Source organism: Cellulomonas sp. GbtcB1 (assembly GCF_019091725.1).
Lineage (GTDB): Bacteria > Actinomycetota > Actinomycetes > Actinomycetales > Cellulomonadaceae > Cellulomonas.
Map to the genome: position 1 here is coordinate 16,112 of NZ_JAGXJG010000038.1, position 26,681 is coordinate 42,792.

21 protein-coding genes are annotated in these 26,681 nt (G+C 75.5%); 15 read left to right on the top strand and 6 right to left on the bottom strand.

Annotation, left to right across the window (positions count from 1 at the left end; genetic code table 11):
• Nucleotides 1-55: 55 nt before the first annotated feature.
• The 4 genes from KVT14_RS13690 to KVT14_RS13705 all read left to right on the top strand — a co-directional run bounded on the left by KVT14_RS13690 (nucleotide 56) and on the right by KVT14_RS13705 (nucleotide 5,366).
• Nucleotides 56-637 (top strand): DUF3000 domain-containing protein, encoded by a 582-nt coding sequence (locus KVT14_RS13690; protein WP_217616174.1) that lies wholly within the window; start codon nucleotides 56-58, stop codon nucleotides 635-637.
• Between the two features lie 148 nt (nucleotides 638-785).
• A complete protein-coding gene (locus KVT14_RS13695; protein WP_246855068.1) occupies nucleotides 786-1,361 on the top strand; it encodes a LuxR C-terminal-related transcriptional regulator in 576 nt (191 codons plus the stop codon).
• Nucleotides 1,362-1,435: 74 nt separating this feature from the next.
• Nucleotides 1,436-2,761: an HRDC domain-containing protein gene (locus tag KVT14_RS13700; RefSeq protein WP_217616175.1), complete on the top strand. Its 1,326-nt coding sequence runs from the start codon at nucleotides 1,436-1,438 to the stop codon at nucleotides 2,759-2,761.
• Nucleotides 2,762-3,164: 403 nt separating this feature from the next.
• On the top strand, nucleotides 3,165-5,366 hold the full coding sequence (locus tag KVT14_RS13705) for a 3-hydroxyacyl-CoA dehydrogenase NAD-binding domain-containing protein (protein WP_217616176.1): 2,202 nt from the start codon (nucleotides 3,165-3,167) through the stop codon (nucleotides 5,364-5,366).
• A 23-nt stretch (nucleotides 5,367-5,389) separates the two neighbouring features.
• Here the strand turns inward: KVT14_RS13705 and KVT14_RS13710 are convergent, their stop codons facing one another.
• The 6 genes from KVT14_RS13710 to KVT14_RS13735 all read right to left on the bottom strand — a co-directional run bounded on the left by KVT14_RS13710 (nucleotide 5,390) and on the right by KVT14_RS13735 (nucleotide 13,602).
• On the bottom strand, nucleotides 5,390-5,719 hold the full coding sequence (locus KVT14_RS13710; protein ID WP_217616177.1) for a CopG family transcriptional regulator: 330 nt from the start codon (nucleotides 5,717-5,719) through the stop codon (nucleotides 5,390-5,392).
• Nucleotides 5,720-5,724: 5 nt separating this feature from the next.
• The gene (locus KVT14_RS13715; RefSeq protein WP_217616178.1) at nucleotides 5,725-5,985 is read right to left on the bottom strand and encodes a hypothetical protein; all 261 of its coding nucleotides are present in this window, start codon (nucleotides 5,983-5,985) and stop codon (nucleotides 5,725-5,727) included.
• Between the two features lie 94 nt (nucleotides 5,986-6,079).
• On the bottom strand, nucleotides 6,080-6,967 hold the full coding sequence (gene pflA / locus KVT14_RS13720; protein WP_217616179.1) for a pyruvate formate-lyase-activating protein: 888 nt from the start codon (nucleotides 6,965-6,967) through the stop codon (nucleotides 6,080-6,082).
• A gap of 118 nt (nucleotides 6,968-7,085) precedes the next feature.
• Nucleotides 7,086-9,353, bottom strand: coding sequence for a formate C-acetyltransferase (pflB, locus tag KVT14_RS13725; protein WP_217616180.1), 2,268 nt, complete (start codon nucleotides 9,351-9,353; stop codon nucleotides 7,086-7,088).
• A gap of 140 nt (nucleotides 9,354-9,493) precedes the next feature.
• On the bottom strand, nucleotides 9,494-11,386 hold the full coding sequence (gene dxs / locus KVT14_RS13730) for a 1-deoxy-D-xylulose-5-phosphate synthase (protein ID WP_217616181.1): 1,893 nt from the start codon (nucleotides 11,384-11,386) through the stop codon (nucleotides 9,494-9,496).
• Between the two features lie 146 nt (nucleotides 11,387-11,532).
• Nucleotides 11,533-13,602 (bottom strand): glycogen debranching N-terminal domain-containing protein, encoded by a 2,070-nt coding sequence (locus KVT14_RS13735; RefSeq protein WP_217616182.1) that lies wholly within the window; start codon nucleotides 13,600-13,602, stop codon nucleotides 11,533-11,535.
• Nucleotides 13,603-13,794: 192 nt separating this feature from the next.
• Here KVT14_RS13735 and KVT14_RS13740 point away from each other — a divergent pair, with 192 nt between their 5' ends.
• From KVT14_RS13740 to KVT14_RS13790, 11 genes are all read left to right on the top strand, one after another.
• Nucleotides 13,795-14,823, top strand: coding sequence for a LacI family DNA-binding transcriptional regulator (locus KVT14_RS13740; RefSeq protein ID WP_217616183.1), 1,029 nt, complete (start codon nucleotides 13,795-13,797; stop codon nucleotides 14,821-14,823).
• A gap of 44 nt (nucleotides 14,824-14,867) precedes the next feature.
• Nucleotides 14,868-16,142 (top strand): extracellular solute-binding protein, encoded by a 1,275-nt coding sequence (locus tag KVT14_RS13745; RefSeq protein WP_217616184.1) that lies wholly within the window; start codon nucleotides 14,868-14,870, stop codon nucleotides 16,140-16,142.
• A 4-nt stretch (nucleotides 16,143-16,146) separates the two neighbouring features.
• Complete coding sequence (locus KVT14_RS13750) at nucleotides 16,147-17,331, top strand: carbohydrate ABC transporter permease (protein ID WP_217616185.1); 1,185 nt, start codon at nucleotides 16,147-16,149, stop codon at nucleotides 17,329-17,331.
• Nucleotides 17,328-18,248, top strand: a complete 921-nt coding sequence (locus KVT14_RS13755; RefSeq protein WP_217616186.1) for a carbohydrate ABC transporter permease — start codon at nucleotides 17,328-17,330, stop codon at nucleotides 18,246-18,248. The genes KVT14_RS13750 and KVT14_RS13755 overlap by 4 nt, the downstream gene beginning before the upstream one ends.
• A gap of 94 nt (nucleotides 18,249-18,342) precedes the next feature.
• Nucleotides 18,343-19,797 (top strand): GuaB1 family IMP dehydrogenase-related protein, encoded by a 1,455-nt coding sequence (locus tag KVT14_RS13760; protein WP_217616187.1) that lies wholly within the window; start codon nucleotides 18,343-18,345, stop codon nucleotides 19,795-19,797.
• Between the two features lie 129 nt (nucleotides 19,798-19,926).
• Nucleotides 19,927-20,631, top strand: a complete 705-nt coding sequence (locus KVT14_RS13765) for a type 1 glutamine amidotransferase (protein WP_217616188.1) — start codon at nucleotides 19,927-19,929, stop codon at nucleotides 20,629-20,631.
• Nucleotides 20,628-21,386, top strand: a complete 759-nt coding sequence (locus KVT14_RS13770) for a CoA pyrophosphatase (RefSeq protein ID WP_308161073.1) — start codon at nucleotides 20,628-20,630, stop codon at nucleotides 21,384-21,386. The genes KVT14_RS13765 and KVT14_RS13770 overlap by 4 nt, the downstream gene beginning before the upstream one ends.
• 172 nt (nucleotides 21,387-21,558) lie before the next feature.
• A complete protein-coding gene (locus KVT14_RS13775; protein ID WP_217616189.1) occupies nucleotides 21,559-23,085 on the top strand; it encodes an MATE family efflux transporter in 1,527 nt (508 codons plus the stop codon).
• 9 nt (nucleotides 23,086-23,094) lie between these two features.
• Nucleotides 23,095-23,928: an EI24 domain-containing protein gene (locus KVT14_RS13780; protein WP_217616190.1), complete on the top strand. Its 834-nt coding sequence runs from the start codon at nucleotides 23,095-23,097 to the stop codon at nucleotides 23,926-23,928.
• A gap of 296 nt (nucleotides 23,929-24,224) precedes the next feature.
• Entirely contained in the window at nucleotides 24,225-25,409 is a 1,185-nt protein-coding gene (locus KVT14_RS13785) for an aminoglycoside phosphotransferase family protein (RefSeq protein WP_308161074.1), read from the top strand.
• 160 nt (nucleotides 25,410-25,569) lie between these two features.
• Entirely contained in the window at nucleotides 25,570-25,992 is a 423-nt protein-coding gene (locus tag KVT14_RS13790) for a DUF1801 domain-containing protein (protein ID WP_217616191.1), read from the top strand.
• Nucleotides 25,993-26,681 lie beyond the last annotated feature (689 nt).

The following is a 26,681-nucleotide window of genomic DNA, read 5'->3' on the forward strand; positions in this document are numbered from 1 at the left end:
GCCGCCCGGCGTGCCGCGACCGCAGGTCGAGAGCGACGCCCCTACGCTCGGCGCTGTGAGCACCGGCCCCCGCGACGCGCCACCGGAGTTCCTGCGCGCCCTGCGGTCGCTGCGGGGCGTCACCCTGCGGCCCGAGGTCTCCCTCGAGGAGGCGCCCGGGCCCGCGCGCATCGCCCCGTACACCGCGGCCCTCGTCGCCGACGTCCGCAGCGGCCGCCGCGACCCCGACGCCGAGGAGCTGGCGTCCGGCCGGTTCGTCGTCCTGCACGACCCCGCGGGCCAGGAGGCCTGGGACGGCGCGTTCCGGCTCGCGACCCTGGTGCGCGCGACGCTCGAGCCGGAGGTCGGCCAGGACCCGCTGCTGGCCGAGGTCGCGTGGAGCTGGTTCTCCGACGCCCTCGCGTCCGCCGGCGTCGACGCCCGCGCGGCCGGCGGCACGGTGACCCGGGTGCTGTCGCAGTCGTTCGGCGCCCTGGACGAGCGCCCGGAGCTCTGCGAGCTCGAGCTGCGCGCCTCCTGGACGGCCGGCGACGAGGACCTGGCCCCGCACCTGCGCGCCTGGGGCACGCTGCTGTGCACGGTCGCGGGCCTGCCGCCGCTACCCGAGGGCGTCGTCGCGCTCGGTCCCCGGCACTGACCTCGTGGGCCGCCGGGGCGGCACCGGGGCGGAGGCACCCGTGACAACCGGGTCACGGCCGGGTCACGATGTCACCCGATCTGCTCAAGACACCGGGGTGGCGGGCCGATAGAGGGGGCAAGTGGTGGACCGTCAAGGGGGCACAGCAGTGAGCATCGAGCCGATTCGACGAGGCACCGGCCTGGCGCCGGGCGTCCCGGGTGCCCGTGCGGGCGCGGTCGCCACGCAGGCGCGCCGCCCCGGCTCGCAGGGTGCCGGCACCGGCACCGACCCCCGCCGGCGGCCGCTCGGCCAGATGTGCGTCGTGGTCACCGAGCTCGCCGAGGGCGACGGCCAGACCCTGGTGCGCAACCTGCGCCGCCGCGGCTCCGGCCGCGTCATCCTGCTCGCCCGCCGCGCCGGGCGCCGCGACCTCGTCGGCCTGCTGACGGGTGGCCTGCGCGGCGCCGTCGCCACCGAGCCCAACGCGACCGTCGGCCAGCCCGGTGCCGCCCCCGGCGCGGTGCCGTCGCCGTTCGCGCGCACCCGCCCCGACCTCACCTCGCGCGAGCTCAGCGTGCTGCGGCTCGTCGCCGACGGGTTCAGCAACCGCGCCATCGGCGACGAGCTCGGCCTGTCCGCGCTCACCGTGAAGAGCCACCTCGCGCGCATCTCGCGCAAGCTCGGCACCGGCGACCGCGCCGCGCTGGTCGCCATCTCCATCCGCACCGGGCTGCTCGCCTGAGCGCCGGGCCCGTGCCGGACGCCGCGCCTGCGCGCCGGACCGGGAGCGGCGCCCCGACGGCCTACGGTTGTCCCATGCAGTCAGTCCCGCACCCGGCCGGTACCCCGGCCGAGGAGACCAGCGCCCCGGCCGGCGCCGACCAGGACGTCCCCGCGGACGCCACCGAGCCCGCCGGGCTCGACGAGCCCGCGGCCGTCGTCCCCCTCACCGAGCCCGCCGAGGGCGTGCCCGCCGTCGTCGACACCCCCGAGGCGTTCGCCCGGGTGGTCGAGGCGTTCGGCGCGGGCACCGGCCCCGTCGCCGTCGACGCCGAGCGCGCCTCCGGCTACCGGTACGGCCAGCACAACTACCTGGTGCAGGTGCGCCGCGAGGGCGCCGGCACCGCCCTGATCGACCCGGTCGCCCTGCCCGACCTGTCCCCGCTGTCCGACGCGCTGGTGGGCGTCGAGTGGGTGCTGCACGCCGCGTCCCAGGACCTCGGCGCGCTCGCCGAGCAGGGCATGCGGCCGTTGCGGGTCTTCGACACCGAGCTCGGCGCCCGGCTGCTCGGGCTCGAGCGGGTCGGCCTCGCCGCCGTCGTCGCCGAGCTCCTCGGCCTCGGGCTCGCCAAGGAGCACTCCGCCGTCGACTGGTCCACCCGGCCGCTGCCCGAGCAGTGGCTCCGGTACGCCGCGCTCGACGTCGAGGTGCTGGTCGAGCTGCGCGAGGTGCTCGCCGAGCGGCTGGCCGTCGCCGGCAAGGCGCAGTGGGCCGCCGAGGAGTTCGAGGCCGTGCGCCTCGCCCCGCCGCCCGCGCCGCGCGTCGAGCCGTGGCGCCGGGTCTCCGGCGTGCACGCCATCCGCGACCCCCGCCGGCTCGCCGTCGTCCGCTCGCTGTGGGAGACCCGCGACGAGAACGCCCGGCAGCGGGACATCTCCCCCGGCCGCGTCCTGCCCGACGCCGCGATCGTCGCCGCCGCGCAGGCGCTCCCCCGGTCCGTGCCCCAGCTCGTGGCGCTGCCGCAGTTCTCCGGCAAGGGCACCCGGCGTCGCGCCGCGCTCTGGCAGCGGGCGATCGACACCGGCCTCCAGCTCCCGGACGACCAGCTGCCCAGCAGCCGCGGACCGCGCACCGACGCCCCGCCGCCGCCGCGCGCCTGGGCCGACCGCGACCCGGCGGCCGCCGCCCGGCTGACCGCGGCGCGCGCCGTCGTCGCCGAGCTGTCCGAGACGCACACCGTGCCGGCCGAGAACCTGCTGCAGCCGGACCTGCTGCGCCGGGTGTGCTGGACCCCGCCGACCCCGGCCGACGAGGCGCACCTGGCCGAGCGCCTGGCCGCCGGCGGCGCGCGCCCGTGGCAGATCGGCCTGCTGGCCCCGCGCCTGGCGGAGGCGTTCGCGGCGGTGGCGACCCCGGCCTGACGGCCCGGGCTGCACCCGGCCTACGCTCTCCGGCCGCGCCCACGCCGATCGTGGCGGGCGGGGCCGGACAGCGTAGGCGGCGTGCGGCGGCCGCCCCGCAGGGCCCCGCGACCGGCCCAGCGGCACCCGTGCGCCCGCGTGCTCCGCGGCACGCGCCCGCCCGCCTGCTCCGCGCCGAGCGGGCAACCGACACGTCGAGCGAGCACCCGCCGACTACTCGCTCGACGTGTCCCGTACTCGCTCGGCGGTCGGGTCGGCACCCGACGCCGCACGGCGCGGTCGGGTCGGCGTGCTGACCTGCGGCGCGGCGGCGCGCCGTCGCCCCGGCACCGCGACAGCGGGCACCGGCGCGGCTAGGGTCACGGTGTTCCGACCGGACACCGTCGTCCCCAGGGAGTGCCGCATGCGCCACGCCGCCACAGAGCCGTCCCCGTCGTCCGCCCCGCGCGACCCCGACGCGCCCGGCACACCCGCGCCGGGCGCGCTGCCCGCCGAGGCCGACGACCACGTCCTGCGCGTCACCGCCCGGGACGTCGACCTGCCGGACGGCGCCGGCGTGCTGGCCCTGCTCACGCTCACGGCGACCGACGAGCGGCGCCCCACGACCCTCGGCCCGCGCGGCCTCACCGTCCTCCGGGAGGCCCTGGGCGCCGTGCGCGCCCGCGCCGAGGCCGGCGAGATCGCCGCCGTGGCGGTCACCGGGCGTCCGGGCTGCTTCGTCGCCGGGGCCGACCTCTCCGTCGCCCGGCGCCTCGACGGCCTGGATCAGACCCGTGCCCTCGCCGAGGCCGGTCACGCCGCCCTCCGCCCGCTGGGGGAGCTGCCGGTGCCGACGTTCGCCTGGCTGACCGGGCACGCGCTCGGCGGCGGCCTCGAGCTGGCCCTGCACTGCGACCACCGGGTCGCGGCCGCGGGGATCCGGTCGATCGGGCTCCCGGAGGCGTCGCTCGGGCTCGTGCCGGGCTGGGGCGGGTCGTGGCTGCTCCCCCGCCTGGTCGGCCTGCCTGCCGCCGTCGACCTCGCCGTGCTGCGCCCGCTCGCGAACAACCGGCTCACCACCGCGGAGCAGGCCCTGGAACTCGGCCTGGTCGACACCGTGCTCCCCGTCGAGGGCTTCGAGCAGTCCGCGCTCGCCTGGACCGCGGGCGTGCTGCGCGCCGGCTCCCCCGACCGCCGCGCCGCGACGGTGCCGCCGGTGCCGGAGGGCGACCCCGACCCGCTCGCCCGCGCCGCCACCACCCTGGACGCCCGGCTGCACGGCGCCGCCCCGGCCTACGCCCACGTCCTGGACCTGCTGGCCCGCGCCGGTTCCCGCGACCGGGAGGCGGGTTTCCGCGCGGAGGACGACGCCCTCTCCCGGCTGCTGGCGTCCGACGAGGCCCGCGCCGCCCTGTACGCCGCGGAGCTCACCGGCCGCGGCGCCCGCCGGGCCGCTCGCGCCGAGGCGGACGAGGCCGCGCCGCGCGAGGTGCGCCGGGTCGGCATCGTCGGCGCCGGCCTGATGGCCGCGCAGCTCGCCGTCCTGCTCGGCTCGCGGCTCGGCGTGCCGGTGGCGATGCGCGAGGTCGACGAGGAGCGGGCCGCGGCGGGCCGGGAGCGCGTGCGCGACCTGGTCGAGTCCGCCGTGTCGCGCGGCCGGTTGGCCGAGGACGCGGGCCGCGCGCTGCTCGACGGCGTCCGGGTCGGCACCGACCTGGCCGACCTCGCCGACGCGGACCTCGTGATCGAGGCCGTCACCGAGGTGCTGGACGTCAAGCGGGCCGTGTTCGCCGAGGTCGAGGCGCTCGTCCGCCCCGACTGCGTGCTCGCCACCAACACGTCCGCGCTGTCGGTCACCGCGATGGCCGACAGCCTCGCGCACCCGGAGCGGGTCGTCGGGCTGCACTTCTTCAACCCGGTCGCCCAGATGCCGCTGGTGGAGGTGGTCGCGACGCCGTCGTCGGACGCCACGTCGCTCGCCACCGCGGTCGACGTCGCGCGGCGCGCGGGCAAGACCGTCGTGCGCACCACCGACCGCCCGGGCTTCGTCGTCAACCGGGTGCTGCTGCGGATGCTGGCCGACGTGCTCGGCGCGGTCGAGGAGGGCACACCGGTCGAGGCCGCCGACGCCGCGCTGCGCCCGCTGGGCCTGCCGATGAGCCCGTTCGCGCTGCTGCAGCTCGTCGGCCTGCCGGTGGCCCGGCACGTGCTCGTGACGCTGCACGACGAGCTCGGCGACCGCTACCCCCGGTCGCCCGGACTGGACGCGCTGGTCGAGCAGGGCCGCACCGTCGCCACGCCCGGCCCCGCGGGGCTCCCCGTCGTCGACCCGGCGATCCAGGACGCGTTCGGCGCGCCCACCGCCGCCGGGACGCGTGCCGAGCAGGAGGCCGCCGTCCTCGACCGCGTGGCCCGGGGGCTGGCCGAGGAGATCGGCGCCCTGCTGGACGAAGGCGTCGTGCCGTCGGCGGACCAGGTCGACCTGGCGATGCTGCTCGGCGCCGGCTGGCCCGCGCACCTCGGCGGGATCTGCCCCTGGCTGGACCGCACCGGTTGGTCCGAGCGGGTGCTCGGCCACCGGCTGCTCCCGCCGGGCGTCGCCGACGCGAGCGCGACGGCGGCCTGACACCCGGAGTGCCGGGGGGCAGGTCAGCCGGCGGCGAGGTACCGGTCGAGTGCGTCCCGCACGATCTGGCTGCGGGTGAGGCCCTGCTGCTCGAGGCGTTCGATCGCGGCCTCCTGCGCAGCGCTGATCGTCACGTTCACCCGCGGCGACCGCACCCCGCGCCGCCCCTGGCCTCCGCCGACCCGGGGTCGCCCGACCGAGCGCTCGACCGCACCCACGTCGACACCCGCGGCCTCGAGGACCGACCTGCCGAAGGCGGACGCGTCGGCACCCGTCAGCACCTCGCGGGGCTCGCCCCACGCGGCCGGGTCCGCGGCGAACATCGCCGCGCGGGCCTCGTCGTGCTCGGTCATGCTGCTCACCCCTCCTGGTACCCGACACGCGTACGGGTCGACTCCCGCAGCCGCATCACGTGGAAGATCCACACCCGGTCCGGCGGGCTCACGTCGGCCAGCACCTCCAGGTCGCCGAACCGGCTCGGCCCGATGAACAGCGTGGGCGCCACCGGTCCGACACGAGGTTCGCCGAACTCGCGGACCACGACACGGGCGTGCGCCATGGCGTAGAGCGCCTCGTCGTGCGGGATCCCGTGCTCGTCGGCGCTCGCCGCCCAGGTCACGCCCACGTCACTGTCGCATCCCGGTGGACATTGTGTCCACCACAAGTGGACACGACGACAAGCAGCGGATGTCGGCGTCCGGCACGTGCACGGCTCAGAACACCGTCAGCCCGCGGTCCCGGAACTGCTGCCGCACCCGTGCCACCAGCTCGGGGCTCGGCGGCTCGGTGTCCTCCAGCTCGTACGCCATGCCGAGGCTCTGCCACTTGTCCCGACCCATCTGGTGGAACGGCAGCACCTCGACTCGGCTGACCGTGGACAGCGAGGCGACGTAGTCGGCGACCGCGTCGACGTTCTCCGGCGCGTCGGTGAGCCCGGGCACCAGCACGAACCGGACCCAGATCTCGGTGCCGCTCGCGGCGACCCGGCGGCCGAAGTCGAGCGTCGGCTGCAGGTCCCGGCCGGTGGTCCTCTTGTACGTCTCCGGGATGCCCGACTTCACGTCGAGCAGCACGAGATCGATGTCCGCGAGCATCGCGTCCGAGCAGTGCGCACCCAGGTAGCCGGAGGTGTCGATCGCGGTGTGCACGCCGAGCTCCTTGGCCCCGCGCAGCAGCCGGGCGACGAACGCGGGCTGCATGAGCGGCTCGCCGCCGGAGATCGTCAGGCCGCCGCCGGTCACGGCGAACACCGGGACGTACCGCTGGATCCGGCGCAGCAGCTCCTCGGCGAGCACGGGCTCGCCGCGGCGCATCTCCATCGTGTCGGGGTTGTGGCAGTACAGGCAGCGCAGCGGGCAGCCGGCCAGGAAGGTCGTGAGCCGGGTGCCGGGGCCGTCGACCGCGGTGACGAGCTCCCAGGAGTGCAGCGATCCCAGCTCGCCGGCGCGCATCTGCGCGAACTTCTCGCTGCGCTCCGCGTCGCTCACCGCGAGCCCCGCGGTGCCGGCCGTCGACCGCTCGTGCGAGCCGCCCGTGACGGGCAGGCCCAGCTCGATGACCGGGGCGCCGACCTCGCCGACGACGGACTGGCTGCTGCTCATGGTCGCGACCTCCTCGCGGGGTCCTGCTGGGTGGTGCGGGTGGTACGGGTCGTGCGGGGCGGGGCCGCCCGGCCCGGGGCTGCTCCCCCGGACCGGGCGGTGGTCCGCCGGTGCGGCGTCAGACGCCGCCGTGGAACGTCCGGGACAGCACGTCGAGCTGCTGCTCGCGGGTGAGCCGCACGAAGTTCACGGCGTAGCCCGACACCCGGATGGTGAGCTGCGGGTAGTTCTCGGGGTGCTCCATGGCGTCCTCGAGGGTGTCCCGGTTCAGCACGTTGACGTTCAGGTGGTAGCCGGACGAGACGTTGTACGCGTCCATGAGGCCCACCAGGTTCGCCACCTGCTCGTCCTTGGTGCGGCCGAGGCCCGAGGGCACGACCGTCGAGGTGAGCGAGATGCCGTCCATCGCCTCGGAGTACGGCAGCTTGGCGACCGACATCGCGGAGGCGAGCATGCCGTGCGAGTCGCGCCCGTTCATCGGGTTGGCGCCCGGGGCGAACGGCTCGCCGGCGCGACGGCCGTCCGGGGTGTTGCCCGTGGCCTTGCCGTAGACGACGTTCGAGGTGATCGTCAGCACCGACTGGGTGTGCAGGGAGTTCCGGTAGGTCTTGTGCTGCCGGATCTTCTCCATGAACGCCTTGGTGATGCCCACGGCGATGTCGTCCGCACGGTCGTCGTCGTTGCCGTACGTCGGGAAGTCGCCCTCGATCACGTAGTCCGTGACCAGGCCGTCCTCGTCGCGCACCGGCGTGACCTTCGCGTACTTGATGGCCGACAGGGAGTCCGCCACGACCGACAGGCCGGCGATGCCGCAGGCCATGGTCCGGAGGATCTGCCGGTCGTGGAGCGCCATCTCGAGCCGCTCGTACGCGTACTTGTCGTGCATGTAGTGCACGCAGTTCAGCGCGTCGACGTAGGTCTCGGCCAGCCAGTCGAGCAGCTTGTCGTACTTCGCCGCCACGTCGTCGTAGTCGAGGACGTCGCCCTCGACCGGTGCGGAGACGGGCGCGACCTGCTTGCCGGACACCTCGTCGCGGCCGCCGTTGATGGCGTACAGCAGAGCCTTGGCGATGTTGACGCGGGCGCCGAAGAACTGCATCTGCTTGCCGACCCGCATCGGGGACACGCAGCAGGCGATCGCCGCGTCGTCGCCCCACGAGGTGCGGATGAGGTCGTCGGACTCGTACTGGATCGCCGAGGTGTCGATCGAGACCTGCGCGCAGTACTTCTTGAAGCCCTCGGGCAGCCGGTTGCTCCACAGCACGGTCAGGTTCGGCTCCGGGGCCGGGCCGATGTTGTACAGCGTCTGCAGGAACCGGAACGACGACTTGGTGACGAGCGGGCGCCCGTCCTCGCCGATGCCGCCGATCGACTCGGTGACCCAGGTGGGGTCGCCGGAGAACAGCTGGTCGTACTCGGGGGTCCGCAGGAACCGGACGATGCGCAGCTTGATGACGAAGTCGTCGATCAGCTCCTGCGCGAACTCCTCGGTGATCGCGCCCGACGCGAGGTCGCGCTGCAGGTACACGTCGAGGAACGTCGAGGTGCGGCCCAGCGACATGGCCGCGCCGTTCTGCTCCTTCACGGCGCCCAGGTAGGCGAAGTACAGCCACTGGACGGCCTCGCGGGCGGTGGTCGCCGGGTTGGAGATGTCGTAGCCGTAGGACGCGGCCATCTGCTTGAGCTCGACGAGCGCGCGGATCTGCTCCGCGTTCTCCTCGCGGTCGCGGATGACGTCCTCGACCGACGGCTCCATGTCCATCTCGTGCCGCTCGAGGCGCTTGGCCTCGATCAGCGCGTCCACGCCGTACAGGGCGACGCGGCGGTAGTCGCCGATGATGCGGCCGCGGCCGTAGGCGTCGGGCAGGCCGGTGATGATGTGCGACGAGCGCGCGGCCCGGACGTTCGGGGGGTAGACGTCGAAGACGCCGTCGTTGTGCGTCTTGCGGTACGTGGTGAAGATCTTGGCGACCTCGGGGTCGACGTCGTAGCCGTAGGTCTCGAGGCTCTTCTCGACCATGCGCCACCCGCCGTTGGGGATCATGGCGCGCTTGAGCGGGGCGTCGGTCTGCAGGCCGACGATCAGCTCGTTGTCCTGGTCGATGTAGCCGGCCGGGTGCGAGACGATCGTCGACGGCGTGTGGTTGTCGATGTCGTAGACGCCCTTGGCCCGCTCGGCCGGGAACATCTCGCTGAGCTTCGCCCAGATGCCGGTGGTGCGCTCCGTGGGGCCGGCGAGGAAGTCGGCCTCGCCGGTGTACGGCGTGTAGTTGCGCTGGATGAAGTCGCGGACGTCGATCCCGTCACACCAGGGTCCGGTGACGAAACCGTCCCAGGCCGGCGCGGTGGCGTCGGACCCGGTCGTGGGTACTGCGGTGGTGGACATCTGAAGCTCCCTCGCTGAGTGCGTCGTACTTGCGACGCTATTCACGAGGTCATGGGATGTCTTGGGACCGAGGTCCCCCGCCCTCGTCAGGGGCGCGGAACGGCCGCGTGACGGTGCTCACGTCCCGGACCCAGGTCCCGTCAGGCGGTCGCGCGGAGCGCCGCGAGCACGTCGCGCGCGAGGTCCGGCGCGGTCAGCCGGAGTCCCGTCAGCAGCTCGTCCCGGCTCGCGTGCTCGAGGTACCGCCGCGGCACCCCGAACGCCTGGACGGGCGTCGGGATGCCCGCGTCCCGCGCCCGCAGCCCGAGCGCCGACCCGACGCCGCCCTCGCGCACGCCGTCCTCGATCGTCACCGCGTGGTCGTGCTCCCCCACGAGCTTCACGAGTGCCGCGGGCACGGGCAGCACCCAGCGCGGGTCCACGACCGTCACCCGCAGGCCGTGCTGCGCCAGCAGCTCGCCGAGCGCCAGGGCGGTGCGGGCCATCGAGCCGACGCCGCACACCAGCACCGACCGCGCGGCGTCGTCGGTCCCCGTGCCCCCGTGCCGCGCGAGCACGTCCACGCCGTCGACGTCGTCGACCGCCGGAAGCGCCTCGGTGAGCGCGCCCTTCGGGTACCGCACCACCGTGGGCGCGTCGTCGACGTCGACCGCCGCGCGCAGCGCCGCCCGCAGCGTGTCCTCGTCGCGCGGCGCGGCCAGCCGCAGGCCCGGGACGACCCCGAGCAGCGCCATGTCCCACATGCCGTTGTGCGACGCGCCGTCGTCGCCGGTGAGCCCGGCGCGGTCCAGGACGAACGTCACCCCGGCGCGGTGCAGGCCCACATCCATCAACACCTGGTCGAAGGCGCGGTTGAGGAACGTCGCGTACACCGCGACCACCGGGTGCAGCCCGGCGAACGCCATGCCCGCCGCCGTCGTCACGGCGTGCTGCTCGGCGATCCCGACGTCGAACGTGCGGGCGGGGAACGCCTCCGCGAACGGCGCGAGCCCGACCGGCTGCAGCATCGCCGCCGTGATCGCCACGACGTCGGGCCGGCGGCGGCCGATCCGGACGATCTCGTCCGCGAACACGCCCGTCCAGCCGAACCGCGACGGCGCGACCGGCAGCCCGGTCTCGGGGTGGATCTGGCCGACCGCGTGGAACCGGTCCGCGACGTCCTGCTCGGCCGGCGAGTACCCGCGGCCCTTCTCCGTGATGACGTGCACGATCACCGGCCCGCCGAACGACCGGGCCCGGCGCAGCGCGAACTCCACCGCCGCCTCGTCGTGCCCGTCGACCGGGCCGACGTACTTCAGGCCGAGGTCCTCGAACATCCCCTGCGGGGCGACGACGTCCTTGATGCCCTTCTTCAGGCCGTGCAGCGCGTCGTACGCCACCCGCCCGGGGGGCCCGGAGCGGCGCAGCGCGCGCTTGCCCCAGGACAGCACCGTCTCGTACCCGCGGGTGGTGCGCAGCGCGTCGAGGTGCAGCGCCAGCCCGCCGATCGTCGGCGCGTAGGACCGGCCGTTGTCGTTCACGACGACCACCAGGCGGCGGTCGGTGCCGTCCGCGATGTTGTTGAGCGCCTCCCAGGCCATGCCGCCGGTGAGTGCGCCGTCGCCGACGACCGCCACCACGTGCCGGTCGCCGCGACCGGCCAGGGCGTTCGCCCGCGCGATGCCGTCCGCCCAGGACAGCGCCGTCGACGCGTGCGAGTTCTCGACGACGTCGTGCTCGGACTCGGCCCGGCTGGGGTAGCCCGACAGCCCGCCGCTCTTGCGGAGCCGGCCGAAGTCCTGCCGCCCCGTCAGCAGCTTGTGCACGTAGGACTGGTGGCCGGTGTCGAACACCAGCGTGTCCCGCGGCGACTCGAACACCCGGTGCAGGGCGATCGTCAGCTCGACCACGCCGAGGTTCGGCCCCAGGTGCCCGCCCGTGCGGGACACCTGGTCGACCAGGTAGCCGCGGATCTCCCCCGCCAGCGCCCGGACCTGCCCCGCGGACAGCGCGCGCAGGTCGGCCGGGGACCCGATGCGGTCCAGCAGCCCCATGTCCCACCGCCCGTCGCCGTCGTCCGCGCGGCTCGCGCACGAGAGGCCCCCACCCTACGGGGCGGGGTCGCCCCGGGCGCGGGCGACGTGCCCGCGACCGGCGGGCGGCTCCGGCGCGACCGCCGCGCCGGAGCCGCCCGCGGCCGTCAGGACCGCAGGTGCACCGCCACGTCGGCCTCCGCCTCGACCTGCACCGAGCCGTCCGCGCCGACCCGCACCGCGAGCGGCGCGCCGCCCAGGCGCAGCCCGCGCACGGCCACCGCCCCGAGGGGCGAGGGCACCGGCGGCGCCACGGTCAGCCGGCCGCCGGGCACGTCGGGCGCCAGCCCGAGCGCCGCGCCGAGGACCGACACCGCGGCCGCCGCCGACCACGCCTGCGGGCGGCACGCCGCCGGGTACGGAACGGCGCGCGGCACGGTGCCGCGGGCGTCGCCGCCGTAGAGCTCCGGCAGCCGCTGGTCGAAGTCCTGCGCGGCCGCGAGCAGCCCCTCCGCGAGCGCCGCCGCCTCCCGGGCGTGCCCGGCGCGCGCCAGCCCCTGCACGACGATCGCGGTGTCGTGCGGCCACACGGCGCCGCCGTGGTAGCGCAGCTCCCAGTAGCCGGCCGACTCCGTCGACATCGTGCGCAGGCCGTAGCCCGAGTCCATGTCCGGGCCGACGAGCCGCGCGGCGACCGTCGCCTCCTCCTCGGCGGACAGGATGCCGGTGCCCAGCAGGTGGCCGATGTTCGACGTCACCGTGTCCACGACCCGCTTGTCCGCGTCCAGCGCGATGCCCGGGTAGGCGCCGCGCTCGTCCGAGGTCCAGAACGACGCCCGGAACCGCTCGGCCAGCGCGGCGGCCCAGGCGCGCCACCGGTCCCCGCCCTCGCGGCCGAACGCGTCGAGCAGCGCGGCGCCCGCGACGGCGGCCTCGTGGGCGTACCCCTGCACCTCCGCAAGGGCGATGGGTCCGGTCGCGAGCCCGCCGGCCTTCCACTGCACCGAGTCGCCCGAGTCCTTCCAGCCCTGGTTCGCCAGGCCGGAGCCGGTCTCGTCGGCGTACTCGAGGAACCCGTCGCCGTCCGAGTCGCCGTGGTCGGACATCCAGGCCAGCGCGCGCTCCATGGCGGGCAGCAGCGCCTCGACCTCCTCGGCCGGCATGCCCCAGCGCCACGCGTCGTGCAGCAGGCAGACCCACAGCGGCGTCGCGTCGACCGTGCCGTAGTACACCGGCGGCAGCACGGTGCCCTCGCCGGGCATAGACAGCTCGGCGCGGCGCACCTCGTGCAGGATCTTGCCGGGCTGCTCGGCGGTGGTGGGGTCCACCTTCGTGCCCTGCAGCGTCGCGAGCGTGCGCAGCGTGCCCGCCGCGAGCTCGGTGCCGAGCGGCAGCAGCATCCGCGCCGCCCAGATCGAGTCCCGGCCGAACAGGGTGAAGAACCACGGGGCGCCCGCGGCCAGGAACACGTCGTCCGGCGCGAACCGGGCGCTCAGGCGCAGCGTGCCGAGGTCGGCGAGGGCCTGGTCGAGGAGGGCGGGCAGCCGGCGGTCCGCCGCCTCGACGTCCAGGGGCTGCCACTCGGGCTCCGCGCGGCGGGGCGCCGTCACCGGGCCGGCCGCGTCCGTGACGTCGAGGGTCCAGGCGACCGCGTCCGGCTCCCCGGTCGTCGCCTTCACGTCCCAGGCCAGCCGCACGGTCCCGTCGGCCGCCACGGCGACGTCCGCGCCCGGCGCGGACAGCACCGCCGCCACGTCGGCGTCGGCCTGCCAGCGCGCGCCGTCGGCGGTGCGCTCCGGGGCCGGCGCCGCCTGGACCGCCGCGCCCGACTTGATCCAGTCCATCGGCGTGCCGTCCGGGCGCAGCGCCACCTCGAGGCGCGCCGCCACGGGCTCCGCCGTCGAGCAGGACAGCGTGAGGGTCTCCGTGACCCGGCCCGGGACCACCTCGCGCAGCCGCTCCAGCCGGGCCGTCGGGTCCGCACCGGGGCCGTCGACCGAGCGCGCCAGCAGCACCGTCCGGGCGCGCCCGGGGCCGTCCGCGCCGGACGCGACAGCCTCGGGCGCGGTGCCGCCGACGGTCAACCGGGCGCCGGCCAGCACCCGCACGTCGCCGTGGTAGACGCCCTGGGCGCCGCGTCCGTCCGCCAGGCCGATCTGGCCGTCGGCGTCCGACCACGCCTGCGTCGGGGCGTGGACCGCGACCAGCAGGTCGTGCAGCAGGGGCTGGAGCTCCATGGGTACCTCGTCGTTCGGGAGGGGTGTGCGGTGGTCGGTGGCGGGGCCCGCCGAGACAGGATCGTGACCCGGGGCGGCCCCGCCCGGCTTGACAGGCCCGGGGGCGCTGGCAACTCTAGGGGCAACCGTTTGAGCGTTCCAATCGCAACTTGGAACGATCATATGCACACCGAGCGACGCGAGGGAGCGCCCATGGACGCCACGACGAGGCCCACGCTGGAGAGCGTCGCCCAGCGCGCCGGCGTGTCCCGCCAGACCGTGTCGAACGTGCTCAACGCGCCGCACCTGGTGCGCGCCGACACCACCGACCGGGTCCGCGCCGCCATCGACGCGCTCGGCTACCGGCCGTCCTCGGCCGCGCGCCAGCTGCGCACCGGCCGGTCCCGCGTGCTGGGCCTGCGCCTGGAGCCGGTGCACGACGGCATCAACGGCGCCGTGCTCGACCGGTTCCTGCACGCGCTCACCGAGAGCGCCCAGGCCCGCGGGTACCGGGTCATGCTGTTCACGGCCCCCGACGACGCCGGCGAGATCGCGCAGTACAGCGAGCTGCTCGACACCGCCGACCTCGACGCGTTCGTCCTCACCAGCACCCACCGCGACGACGAGCGGGCCGCCTGGCTCGCGGAGCGGGACGTGCCGTTCGTGACGTTCGGCCGGCCCTGGGGCGACCGTCCCGACGGCGCCGCCGCGCACCCGTGGGTCGACGTCGACGGCGCCGCCGGCACCCGCGCCGCGGTCGCCCACCTGCGCCGGCTCGGCCACGAGCGGATCGCCTACCTCGGCTGGCCCGACGGCTCCGACGTCGGCGAGGACCGCGCCGGCGGCTGGGCCGCCGCGATGGTCGACGCCGGGCACGACGGCTCCCTGCTCCGCCGGCTGCACGCCCGCGTCCCCGACGGCGTCGCCGCCGGCGCCCAGGCGATCGAGCGCGTGCTCGCCGACGCCGCGCCCACCGCCGTGGTGTGCGCCTCCGACTCCCTGGCCCTCGGCGCCCTCACGGTCGCCCGGAGCCAGGGCACGACGCTCGCCGTCGTCGGCTTCGACGACACCCCCGTCGCCGCCGCCGTCGGCCTGACCTCCGTGGCCCAGCCGCTCTCCGAGGCCGCCCAGCGCGCGCTCGACCTGCTGCTCGACCAGCTCGACGGCACCGGGGGGACCCGCAGCCGCGAGGTCCTGCTCGCCCCCCACCTGGTCGAGCGCGCGTCCAGCCGCACCCCCTGACCACCCGACCCTCCGTGCACCACCCCCTGAAGGAGAGAACCCCCATGCAGCACCGCATCCCCGTGCGAGGACGGCGCCTCCTGGCGTCCACCGCCGTCGGCGCAGCCGGCATCCTCGCCCTGTCCGCCTGCGGCGGCGGCTCCGGCTTCGAGGACGACGGCGCCGACGCCGCGTCCACCGAGGGCGGCGGCTCGCTCAGCATCCTCATCGGCTCGTCCGGCGACGCCGAGACCGACGCCGTCAAGGCCGCCGTCGCCGCCTGGTCCGAGGAGTCCGGCGTCGACGCCACCGTGCAGGTCGCCTCCGACCTCACGCAGGAGCTCAGCCAGGGCTTCGCCTCGGGCGACCCGGCCGACGTGTTCTACGTGAGCGCCGACCAGTTCCAGACCTACGCCGCGAACGGCTCGCTGTACCCGTACGGCTCGGAGCTGGACAACGCCGACGACTTCTACCCGTCGCTGGTCGAGCAGTTCAGCTACGACGACGAGCTCGTCTGCGCGCCCAAGGACTTCTCCACCCTCGGCCTCATCATCAACACCGCCGCGTGGGAGGCCGCCGGCCTCACCGACGCCGACGTCCCGACCACCTGGGACCAGCTGACCGACGTCGCCGGGAAGCTCACCACGGGCGACCAGGTCGGCCTCGGCTTCTCCGGCGAGTACGCCCGCGTCGGCGCGTTCCTCGCCCAGGCCGGCGGCACGCTGGTCAGCGAGGACGGCACCGAGGCCACCGCCGACTCCGCCGAGAACGTCGAGGGCCTCACCTACGTCCAGCAGCTGCTCGCATCGGGCTCCGCGGCCTACGCCGCCGACCTCGGCACCGGCTGGGGCGGCGAGGCGTTCGGCACCGGCGCCGCCGCCATGACCATCGAGGGCAACTGGATCACCGGCGCCATGGAGAACGACTACCCGGACGTCGACTACCGCGTCGTCGAGCTGCCCGCCGGCCCGGCCGGCCAGGGCACCCTGCAGTTCACCAACTGCTGGGGCGTCGCCGCCGACTCGTCCAGCCAGTCCGACGCCGTCGACCTGGTGCAGTACCTGACGGCCACCGACCAGCAGCTCGCGTTCTCCGAGGCGTTCGGCGTCATGCCGTCCGTGCAGTCCGCGGCGGACGGCTGGAAGGAGCTGTTCCCGGAGATGACCGCGTTCATCGACTCGGCCGACTTCGCGCAGAACGTCGTCAACGCCCGCGGTGCCGCGGACGTCATCACCGACTTCAACGCCCAGCTCGAGGGCCTGAAGTCCGGCGACCCGGCCGCGATCCTCGGCTCGGTGCAGACGAACCTGCAGGCCGTGCTCGACGAGAACGCGTCCTGACACGATGACCACACAGGCGGCGGTGCCGCTCCGCCGCCGGTCGCGCGGCCCCGGGTCCGCCCGGGGCCGCGAGGCCGCGTCGGGGTGGCTGTTCCTCACCCCGATGCTCGTCATCCTGGGGCTGTTCCTGGTCGTGCCCGTGCTCATGGCGCTCTGGGTCAGCCTGTCCGACTGGACCGGCCGCGGCAGCCCGCTGTCGTCGGACGTCGGGTTCGTCGGGCTCGACAACTACGAGCGCCTGCTGCTCGGCGGCGGCCTCGCCACCCAGGACTTCGGCACGGCGATGCGCAACAACGCGTACTACGTCCTGCTCGTCGTCCCGCTGCAGACCGCGCTCGCCCTGTTCCTCGCGACGATGGTCAACCGCGCCGCGCTGCGCGGGAAGGGCTTCTTCCGGACGGCGTTCTACTTCCCGTCCGTGACGTCGTCGGTCGCCATCACGGTGCTGTGGCTGTTCCTGTTCTCCGCCTCGGGCACCATCAACGCGATCCTCGCGAAGCTGTCGATCACCGGGCCGAACTGGTTCAACGACCCGCAGGGCGTGATCCACCTGCTGCTCGGCACCCTCGGCGTCGACTCGGCGCCGGCCGCGCTGGCGCAGCACGGGTTCCTCGGCATCTCCCTGTGGGAGTGGGCCGCCGGCCCGTCCGTGGCGATGACCGCGTTCATCCTGCTGGCGATCTTCACCACCTCCGGCACGTTCATGCTGCTGTTCCTCGCGGCGCTGCAGGCCGTCTCCGCCGAGGTCGAGGAGGCCGCGGTCATGGACGGCGCCAACGCCCGGCAGCGGTTCTTCCGGGTCACGCTGCCCATGCTGAAGCCGACCGTGTTCACCGTGGTGACCCTCGGCCTGATCGGCACCTGGCAGGTGTTCGACCAGATCTACACCGGCACCCAGGGCGGTCCGGCGAAGACCACGCTCACCCCGGCGTACCTGTCGTACACGGCGGCGTTCCAGAACAACGAGTGGGGCCGCGGCGCCGCGATCGCGTTCGTGCTGTTCGCGATCATCGTGCTGCTCACCGTCCTGCAGCGGGTCGTGCTCCGGGAGCGCGACGTGCCCCGCCGCAAGCGGTTCCACCGCGACCCGCCTGCTCCCCCGGCCGCCGTCGCCGCGACTGCCACCACGACCGGCGGCCCGGGCGCCGGCGCGACGACCTCCACCTCGACGACCGGGAGCGACCGATGACCGCCGCCACCGTCACCAGCGGCACCCGGGGTGCGTCCAGCGGCGCGTCCGGACCCGCCGGCGGCCCGGTGCCGCGGGCGCGCCGCAGCCGGCGCCGCATGCTCGCGACGTCGTTCACCTACGCGGTGCTCGTCGTCCTCGCGATCCTGTACGTCTACCCGTTCCTCATCCAGGTCTCGACGTCGTTCAAGACCGACGCCGAGGCCGCCCAGAACGCGATCTCGCTGATCCCGCAGACCTGGTCGACCGCGGCCTACGAGCGGCTGTTCCTGCGGTCCGACTTCCCGCTGTGGTTCCGGAACTCGGTGGTCGTCACCGTCGTCGTGACGATCGGGCGGGTGTTCATCAACTCGCTCGCCGGCTACGCCCTGGCGCGGCTGCGGTTCCGGGGCCGCGGGCTGGTGTTCGCCGGGCTCGTCGCCGTCATGGCCGTGCCGAACGTCGTGCTGCTCATCCCGAAGTTCCTCGTGATCAAGCAGGTCGGCATCTACAACTCGTTCGCGGGCCTGATCATCCCGCTGCTCGCGGACGCCGCCGGCATCTTCATCATGAAGAACTTCTTCGAGTCGATCCCGCCGTCGGTCGAGGAGGCCGCCCGCATGGACGGCGCCGGGACCTTCCGGGTGTTCTGGTCCGTCGTGCTGCCGATGGCCCGGCCCGCGCTGGTGACCATCGTGATCCTGTCGTTCCAGGGCTCCTGGAACGAGCTGTCGCACTTCATCGTCGCGTCCCAGGACCCGCAGCTGGTCACGCTGACCAAGGGCGTCGCCCAGCTGGCGTCCGGCCAGCTGTCCCAAGGCACGCAGTACCCGCTGAAGCTGGCCGCCGCGGCGATCATGACGATCCCCGTCGCCGTCCTGTTCTTCATCTTCCAGAAGCGGATCATGAACCAGAGCGCCGGTGCTGTGAAGGAGTAGTGCCCGTCCCGCGGGGCCCCGGTGCGGGGTCCCGCGGTCCCGGGTGGGTGCCGCACGGCGCCCGGTAGCATCGGGCGGAAAGGGGAACACACCTATGCGCTTCCTGCCCGGGCACCAGCCCTCCTCCGACCTCACCTACGGCGACGTCTTCCTCGTCCCGTCCCGGTCCGAGGTCGCCTCCCGCTTCGACGTCGACCTCTCGTCGACCGACGGCACCGGCACCACCATCCCGGTCGTCGTCGCCAACATGACCGCGGTCGCCGGCCGCCGCATGGCCGAGACCGTGGCGCGCCGCGGCGGCCTGGCCGTGCTGCCGCAGGACGTCCCGACCGACGTCGTCGCCGACGTGGTCGCGTCCGTCAAGGCCAAGCACACCGTCGTCGAGAGCGCCGTGGTCGTGTCCCCGCAGGACACCGTGCACACCGCGCTCACCCTGATCGGCAAGCGCGCGCACGGCGCCGCGGTCGTCGTCGAGGGCGACCGGCCCGTCGGCGTCGTCACCCCCGCCGACTGCGAGGGCGTCGACCGGTTCACCCAGATCGCCGACGTCATGTCCGGCGACCCGACGACCGTCGAGCTGTCCGTCGTCGAGTCCGGCGGCACCGCCGGGCTGGAGGCCGCGTTCGAGCGGCTGCACGGCTCGCGCCGCAAGTTCTCCCCCGTCGTCCGCGACGGCCGCCTGGTCGGCGTGCTGACCCAGGTCGGCGCCCTGCGGTCCTCGATCTACACCCCGGCGCTCGACGCGCAGGGGCGCCTCCGCGTAGCCGCCGCGGTCGGCGTGAACGGCGACGTCAAGGGCAAGGCCGCCGCGCTGCTCGACGCCGAGGTCGACGTCCTCGTCGTCGACACCGCGCACGGCCACCAGCGCAAGATGCTCGACGCGCTCGAGGCCGTGCGGTCCCTCGACCCGCGGGTCCCCGTCGTCGCCGGCAACGTCGTCACCGCCGAGGGCACCCGCGACCTGATCGCCGCGGGCGCCGACATCGTCAAGGTCGGCGTCGGCCCCGGCGCCATGTGCACCACCCGGATGATGACCGCCGTCGGGCGGCCGCAGTTCTCCGCCGTCCTCGAGTGCGCCGCGGCCGCGCGCGAGCTCGGCAAGCACGTCTGGGCCGACGGCGGCGTGCGGCACCCGCGCGACGTCGCGCTCGCCCTGGCCGCCGGCGCCTCGCAGGTCATGGTCGGGTCCTGGTTCGCCGGCACCCACGAGTCCCCCGGCGACCTGCACGCCGACGGCAGCGGCCGGCTCTACAAGGAGAGCTTCGGCATGGCCTCGGCCCGCGCCGTCGCCGCCCGCACCCGCGGCGGGTCCGCGTTCGACCGCGCGCGCAAGGCGCTGTACGAGGAGGGCATCTCCTCCTCCCGGATGTACCTCGACCCCGAGCGCCCCGGCGTCGAGGACCTGGTCGACCGGATCACCTCCGGCGTGCGGTCCTCCTGCACCTACGTGGGGGCGACCTCGCTCGACGACTTCGCCGAGCGCGCCGTCGTCGGGATCCAGTCCGCCGCCGGCTACGACGAGGGCCGCCCGCTGCCCGACGGCTGGTGACCGGCGCGCGGTGCCACCGCGCCGCCTGACGAGGTGACGGACGGGCCCGGGCCCGGGGTGCGACCGCCCCGGCCCGGGCCCGTCCGCGTCCCGCCGGGCGCCGCGCCGCGCACCGGTTAGGGTCGCCCCGTGAGCCAGCCGCGTCCCGTCCTCGTCCTCACGCACGTCGCGCACGAGGGGCCGGGCCTCGTCGCCCGCGCGCTCGACGGCCTGCCGATCACGACGCGCACCGTCCTCGACGACCCGTCGCCGCGGCTGCCCGCCGTGGCCGACCTGGCCGGCCTCGTCGTCATGGGCGGCCCGCAGGACGCGGACGACGACGCCGGCCACCCCGGCCTGGCCGCCGAGCGCCGGCTCCTGGCCGAGGCCGTCGACGCGGGCCTGCCGACGCTCGGCGTCTGCCTCGGCATGCAGCTGCTCGCGCTCGCGCTCGGCGCGCCGCTGCACCGGCGGCACGGCACCGAGATCGGCTTCGCGCCCGTCGACGTCGTCGCGCAGGACCCGCTGCTCGCCCCCGCCGGCCCGCGACCGACCGTGCTGCACTGGCACTCCGACGCCGTCGACCTGCCCGCCGGGGCCACCCTGCTCGCGTCGACGGGGACCACCCCCGTGCAGGCGTTCCGTGCCGGGTCCGCGGTCGGCACCCAGTTCCACCTCGAGGTCGACGCGACCGTGCTCGACCTGTGGCTGTCGACGCCGCAGATGGTCGCCGACCTGGAGCCCGACGAGGTCGCCGCGATCCGGCTGGGCTCGCGGCAGCACCTCGCCGCGCTGCGGCCCGGCGCGGACCTCGGGCTGGCGTCGTTCGCGACGGCCGTGCGGGAGCGGGGGTGACGGCGGGGTCGGGGGCCGGCGCGGCGTCGGGGGCCGGCGCGGCGTCGGGGGCCGGCGCGGCGTCGGGGGCGCTCGCCGACCTCGTCGCCCTGTGCGCCGCGCGCCCCGTGTGGGCTCCCGACCCCGAGCGGGCCTTCGACGCACCGCCGCCCGGGCGGGAGGCGTCGCACGCGCGGCCGGTCCGGCAGTCCGCGGTGCTCGTCCTGTTCGGCGTCCTCGACGCGGCGGACGCGCGCGCCGACCAGCCCGCGGTCGCGGCGGACCTCGACGTGCTGCTGACCCGCCGCTCCCCCACGTTGAGCCACCACCCGGGCCAGGTCTCGTTCCCCGGCGGCGGGATCGACCCGACCGACGCGGGCCCCGAGGCGGCGGCGCTGCGCGAGGCGCGGGAGGAGACCGGCCTCGACCCGGCGGGCGTGCGGGTGCTCGGCACGCTGCCGCTGCTGCCCGTCACGGTCAGCCGCAACCTCGTCACGCCCGTCCTCGGGTGGTGGGACCGGCCCTCGGCGGTGGCGGCGACCGACCCGGCGGAGACCGTCGGCGTGTTCCGGGTCCCGGTGGCGGACCTGGTGGACCCCGCGCGCCGGGTGACCACCGTGCTGCGCCGGGGCGGCGACGAGTGGCGCGGGCCGGCGTTCGACGCCGACGGGGTGCTCGTGTGGGGCTTCACCGCGTTCATCCTCGACCGGCTGCTCGACGCCGTCGGGTGGGCGGTCCCGTGGGACGAGGGCCGGACGGTGCCCGCGCCGGTGTGACGTCGCCCGCAGCGGCGCGTCGAACGGGTGGAATCGCCCGCCGGACCCTCTGGTCAACGGCCGTCGAAACGATACGATCGGCGCTGCGGCGCGACGGCACGACCGGCGACCGCCCCTCCCCCCGCCCGACCGATCCTCACCCACCCCCGCCCTGCCCCGGAGCACCCTCGTCATGGCCAAGGTCCTGACCGCCGGCAGTCCCTGGCGCGTCATCCTCGTGTTCGCCGTCCCCCTGCTGGTGGGCAACGTCGTCCAGCAGCTCTACCAGTTCGCCGACGCCGTCGTCGTCGGCCGCCACCTCGGCGTCGACTCGCTCGCCGCGGTCGGCACCACCGGCAGCCTGCTGTTCCTGCTGCTCGGGTTCGCCTGGGGCATGACCTCGGGCTTCGCGATCCCCACCGCGCAGGCCTTCGGTGCGCGGGACGAGGCCGCCGTGCGCCGCTCGGTCGCCGCCGGCACGATCCTCACCGGTGCGACCAGCGTGCTGCTCACCGTCGGCGCACCGCTGCTGGCCGGGCCGGCGCTCGCGCTGCTGCAGACGCCGTCGTCGCTGATGGCCGAGGCCACGACGTTCGCGCAGGTGAGCTTCCTCGGCGCCGGCGCGCTGATGTTCTTCAACTTCCTCGCCGCCGTCATCCGGGCGATCGGCGACTCTCGGACGCCGCTGTGGTTCCTCACGCTGGCGTGCGTGCTCAACGTCGTCCTGGTCGTGGTCATGGTCGGGCCGATGCGGCTCGGCGTCGGCGGCGCCGCGCTCGCGACCGTCGTGTCGCAGGCGCTGTCGGTCGTGCTGTGCCTGGAGTACGTCCGTCGGCGGGTGCCGGTGCTGCACGTGCACCGCGCGGACTGGCGGGTGCCGCGGGCCGAGCTCGCCGAGCACCTGCGCCTCGGGCTGCCGATGGGCTTCCAGGCGTCGATCATCGCGATCGGCACGCTCGCCGTGCAGGTCCGGCTGAACACCCTCGGCTCCGACGCCGTCGCCGCGTACACGACCGCCGCCCGCGTGGACGGCCTGGCGGTCGCCCTGCTGCAGTCGCTCGGCCTCGCGGTCTCGATGTTCGTCGCGCAGAACCTCGGCGGCGGTCGCCCCGACCGCATCCGGCAGGGCGTCGTCCAGGCGTCGTGGCTCGCGGTCGCCGGCTCGGCCGTCCTCGGCGTCGTGCTGTTCGCGTCGGGTGCCTCGCTGGTGCGGCTGTTCGTCGGCGACGGCGCCTCGGAGGTCGTGACGATGGCGACCCAGTTCCTGCACGTCAACGCGGCGCTGTACGCGGTCCTCGGCGTGCTGTTCGTGCTCCGCGGCGCCCTGCAGGGGCTCGGCCGCACGGGCGTGCCGACGCTCACCGGCGTCATCGAGCTGGTCATGCGGGTCGGCGCCGCGATCGTGCTCGGCGCGGCCTTCGGCTACCTCGGCGTCGTGTGGGGCAACCCGCTCGCGTGGGCCGGGGCCGTGGTGCTGCTCGTCCCGGCGTACCTGCGGGCGCACCGGGCACTCGCGCAGCAGCCGATCGCGCCGCTCGACCGGGTCGAGGCGACGCCGGTGCCGGTGCCGGTCGAGGGGCCGACGGACGGGTCGATGGTCGTCGACGCGGTCGTGCCGCTCCCCGCGGAGCACGACCCGGCTCGGGGCCCGGGCGTCCCGACCCCCGCGGCCGGGGCGGACGACGCTCCCCGGCGGCGGGACGACGTGCCCGCCACCTAGGCTGCCCGCATGCACGAGTTCCTCGCGGGCGCCCGCCTGCTCGGCGGCGGCTGGTCCTGGTGGCGGCGACGGCCGGGCGCGATGGCGCGCGGTCTGATCCCCGCGGTCATCGTCGGCGTCGTCGTCCTGGCGGCGCTGATCGCGCTCGTGGTCAACCTCGACGCCGTCGGCGAGACGCTCACCCCGTTCGCCGACGGCTGGTCGCCCGGCTGGGAGCGCACCGCCGAGCTCGCGGCGCAGGGCGTGGTCCTGGTGGCCGCCGTCGTGCTGGTCGTCGTGACCTTCACCGCACTCACTCTCGCGGTCGGCGAGCCGTTCTACGACCGGATCTGGCGCGCCGTCGAGCAGGACACCACCGGCACCGTCCCCGAGGGCTCGACCGGGGTGTGGCGCGGCGCGGTCGACGGTGTGGCGCTCGTCGCGCGCGGCCTCGTCGCTGCCGCCGTCGCCGGGCTGCTCGGGCTCGTGCCGCTCGTCGGCGCGCCCCTCGGCTGGATCGCGGGCGTGGTGCTCACCGGCTGGGTGCTCGCGCACGAGCTGTCGTCCCGCGCCCTCGTGGCGCGCGGCCTCTCACGTCGGGAGCGCAACGCGCTGCTGCGCGCGCACCGGGCGCGGGCGCTCGGGTTCGGCGTCGCGACGCAGCTGTGCTTCCTCGTGCCGGGCGGTGCGGTCGCGACGATGCCCGCCGCGGTCGCCGGGTCGACGCTGCTCGCGCAGTCCGTGCTGCCGCGGGGTGCGGGGCCGGCGCCCGCCGGCGCGCCTGCCGTGGCGGCGTCCCCGTCGGGCGGGACGGGCTCGGCGCCGCTGACGCTCCCGACGGGGGACGACGCGGAGCGCCGCTGACGCCGGGCGGTGCTTGCGCGGCCCGTCGCGAGCGGCCGGCCCGGTCGACCGGGCCGGGCACGAACGACCGCTCAGGCCCGGACGAGGGCTCAGGCCCGGACGAGCGCTCAGGCCCGGACGAACGCTCAGGCCCGGACGAACGCTCAGGCCCGGACGAACGCCAGCACCGACACCGTGAGCGCGCTCGCCGGGATGTGGCACCCCGAGCCCGCCCCGCCCCTCGGAACGAGTAGCCTGACCGGTCCGCCCGCGCACCCCGCCCGGGGGCCAGCCGTGCCGCACCCGAGGAGCCCGCCGTGCCCGTCAAGCCGCCCGCCGAGGTGGACCTGACCACCGAGCTCGTCCGCGCTCTGCTCCAGGACCAGCACCCGGACCTCGCTGCCCTCCCGCTCCGGCTCGCCGCCCACGGCTGGGACAACGCGACCTTCCGGCTGGGGGACGACCTCGCCGTGCGGCTGCCGAGGCGCGAGCTCGCGGCCCACCTGGTCGAGCACGAGCAGCGCTGGCTCCCGACACTGGCCGCGCTCTGCCCCGTCCCGGTGCCCGCGCCCGTGCGGATCGGCCGACCGGGCCAGCAGTTCTCGTGGTCCTGGAGCGTGGTGCCGTGGGTCGACGGCGTGCACGTCGCCCAGCAGCCGGTGGCGCACCGCACCGCGTGGGCGCCCGAGCTCGCCGAGGCGCTGGTCGCGCTGCACGTCCCCGCTCCCGCGGGCGCCCCGGTGAACCCGTTCCGCGGGGGCGCCCTCGCCGGCCGGGCGGCGGCGCTCCAGGCGCGGCTCGACGCCGGTCACCTCGACGGCGCGATCGCGGCGGCGGCGGGCACAGGCTCGGACGACTGGGGCGCGCTGCGGACGCGGGAGGACGACGCCGGCACGGACGGCGCAGCCACGGACATCGCAAGCACGGACGAGGCGGCTACGGACACGGGCACGACGGCCCAGAGCACAGGCCCCGGGAGCACAGACGCGACGGGCGCAGCGGGCGCAGCGGGCGCAGCGGGCGCAGCGGGCGCAGCGGGCGCAGCGGGCGCAGCGGGCGCAGCGGGCGGAACGTCGACGAGCGCGGCCGCCAGGACACCCGCCGGTCGTGCTCGCCTGGACGCCCTCTGGCGGGACGCACTGGCCGCACCCGCGTGGCCGGGCCCGCCCGTGTGGCTGCACGGCGACCCGCACCCGGGCAACCTCGTCGCGGCGGACGGCCGGCTCGCCGGCCTGCTGGATTTCGGCGACCTGACGGCCGGCGACCCCGCGTGCGACCTCGCGACCGCGTGGCTGACCTTCGACGCCGACGGCCGCGCGGCCTTCCGGGAGCGCGCCGACGCCCTGGCCGACGCCCGGGGGCCGCGCGACCCCGGCCGCTGGCGCCGGGCCGCGGGCTGGGCGCTGGTCATGGCATCGGCGCTGGTGACGCACGGCGACGACGATCCCGTGATCGCCGCCGCGGGATCCCACGCGATCGCGGGTCTCGTCCGGGGCGACTGACCACCGCTGGCGTCGCCGGCCGTCGACCGCCGACCCTCGGCGCGAGCACTGAGTGCGGACACCGAGTGCCGAGCGCCGACCCACGGCACCGGCACACATCGCCCACCGCTGACCCACGGAGCGCACGCCCGTCGTCAGGTGCCTCCGGCATCATGGACGCATGCCCGACTCCCCGAAGACCGTGCCGAACGACGCCGACGTCGACGCGTTCCTCGCCGCGGTGCAGCCCGAACGCCGTCGCCGGGACGCCGTGCGGGCACGCGAGCTGCTCGAGCGGATCACCGGCGAGCACCCGGTGCTGTGGGGTCCGTCGATCGTCGGCTTCGGCAGCGCGCACTACCGCTACGCCTCCGGGCACGAGGGCGACTGGCCGCCGGTCGCCTTCTCCCCCAGGAAGACCGCGCTGACGCTCTACCTCATGGACGGTCTGGAGGCGCACGCCGCCGACCTGGCGGAGCTGGGTCCGCACACGACGGGCACCGGCTGCCTCTACCTGAAGGACCTGGACGCCGTCGATCAGCCGGCGCTCGAGCGGATCCTCGTCCGCAGCTGGGACGCCCGCGGAGCCAACCCCCGCTCCTGACCCAGAGCCCACTCACGCGATCACCCACACGCCCGCGGGCGCCGACTCTCCATCTCCGCACTCCGCGCGACCACTCGTCCACACGCAACGGATGGAGACTCGCCGCTCCGCACCCGCACCCACCCCCGCCGAGTGGGCAGTTGATGCTCCCGTCGGCGCCCTGAAGGGAGCATCTCCTGCCCACTCGGCGGGAGACGCGGCGTTGCACGCGGCGCGTCGATGCGGCCGGCTCTCGCGCCGCGGGAACGTCCGCTCGCCGAGATGGCAACTCTCGGCTGTGCGTCCGCGTGCGGACAGAGCCGAGAGGCGCCATGTCGGCGGGGCGACCCCGCCCACACGCACGCCGCCGTCCGAGTGGACTGTCACGCAGCAGCCGTCGAGCGGGCAGGAGGTGCTGCTTCCCGCGCACGAGAGGGAGCACCCACTGCCCTCTCGGCGAGGACTTCCCCCGGGTGCGGGACACGGGTGCGGAACACGGATGCGGGCTACAGGTGCGGGACACGGGTGCGGGACACGGGTGGGGCGCGTGCGCGGACGGGGTGTTGCGCGACGGGGTGCTCATGACCGTCTGCGGCGCTTCCGGGGAAACAGAAAGAGCCACCCCCGAAGGGATGGCTCTTTCTGAAATGATGTCCGGCGGCGTCCTACTCTCCCACACCCTGGCGAGTGCAGTACCATCGGCGCTGAAG

Bases quoted from the DNA above. Each gene is read 5' to 3' on its own strand.
- KVT14_RS13700 (WP_217616175.1), top strand. From the start codon at position 1,436: ATGCAGTCAGTCCCGCACCCGGCCGGTACCCCGGCCGAGGAGACCAGC.
- KVT14_RS13705 (WP_217616176.1), top strand. From the start codon at position 3,165: ATGCGCCACGCCGCCACAGAGCCGTCCCCGTCGTCCGCCCCGCGCGAC.
- KVT14_RS13710 (WP_217616177.1), bottom strand. From the start codon at position 5,719: ATGACCGAGCACGACGAGGCCCGCGCGGCGATGTTCGCCGCGGACCCG.
- pflA (WP_217616179.1), bottom strand. From the start codon at position 6,967: ATGAGCAGCAGCCAGTCCGTCGTCGGCGAGGTCGGCGCCCCGGTCATC.
- pflB (WP_217616180.1), bottom strand. From the start codon at position 9,353: ATGTCCACCACCGCAGTACCCACGACCGGGTCCGACGCCACCGCGCCG.
- dxs (WP_217616181.1), bottom strand. From the start codon at position 11,386: ATGGGGCTGCTGGACCGCATCGGGTCCCCGGCCGACCTGCGCGCGCTG.
- KVT14_RS13735 (WP_217616182.1), bottom strand. From the start codon at position 13,602: ATGGAGCTCCAGCCCCTGCTGCACGACCTGCTGGTCGCGGTCCACGCC.
- KVT14_RS13740 (WP_217616183.1), top strand. From the start codon at position 13,795: ATGGACGCCACGACGAGGCCCACGCTGGAGAGCGTCGCCCAGCGCGCC.
- KVT14_RS13745 (WP_217616184.1), top strand. From the start codon at position 14,868: ATGCAGCACCGCATCCCCGTGCGAGGACGGCGCCTCCTGGCGTCCACC.
- KVT14_RS13750 (WP_217616185.1), top strand. From the start codon at position 16,147: ATGACCACACAGGCGGCGGTGCCGCTCCGCCGCCGGTCGCGCGGCCCC.
- KVT14_RS13755 (WP_217616186.1), top strand. From the start codon at position 17,328: ATGACCGCCGCCACCGTCACCAGCGGCACCCGGGGTGCGTCCAGCGGC.
- KVT14_RS13760 (WP_217616187.1), top strand. From the start codon at position 18,343: ATGCGCTTCCTGCCCGGGCACCAGCCCTCCTCCGACCTCACCTACGGC.
- KVT14_RS13775 (WP_217616189.1), top strand. From the start codon at position 21,559: ATGGCCAAGGTCCTGACCGCCGGCAGTCCCTGGCGCGTCATCCTCGTG.
- KVT14_RS13780 (WP_217616190.1), top strand. From the start codon at position 23,095: ATGCACGAGTTCCTCGCGGGCGCCCGCCTGCTCGGCGGCGGCTGGTCC.
- KVT14_RS13790 (WP_217616191.1), top strand. From the start codon at position 25,570: ATGCCCGACTCCCCGAAGACCGTGCCGAACGACGCCGACGTCGACGCG.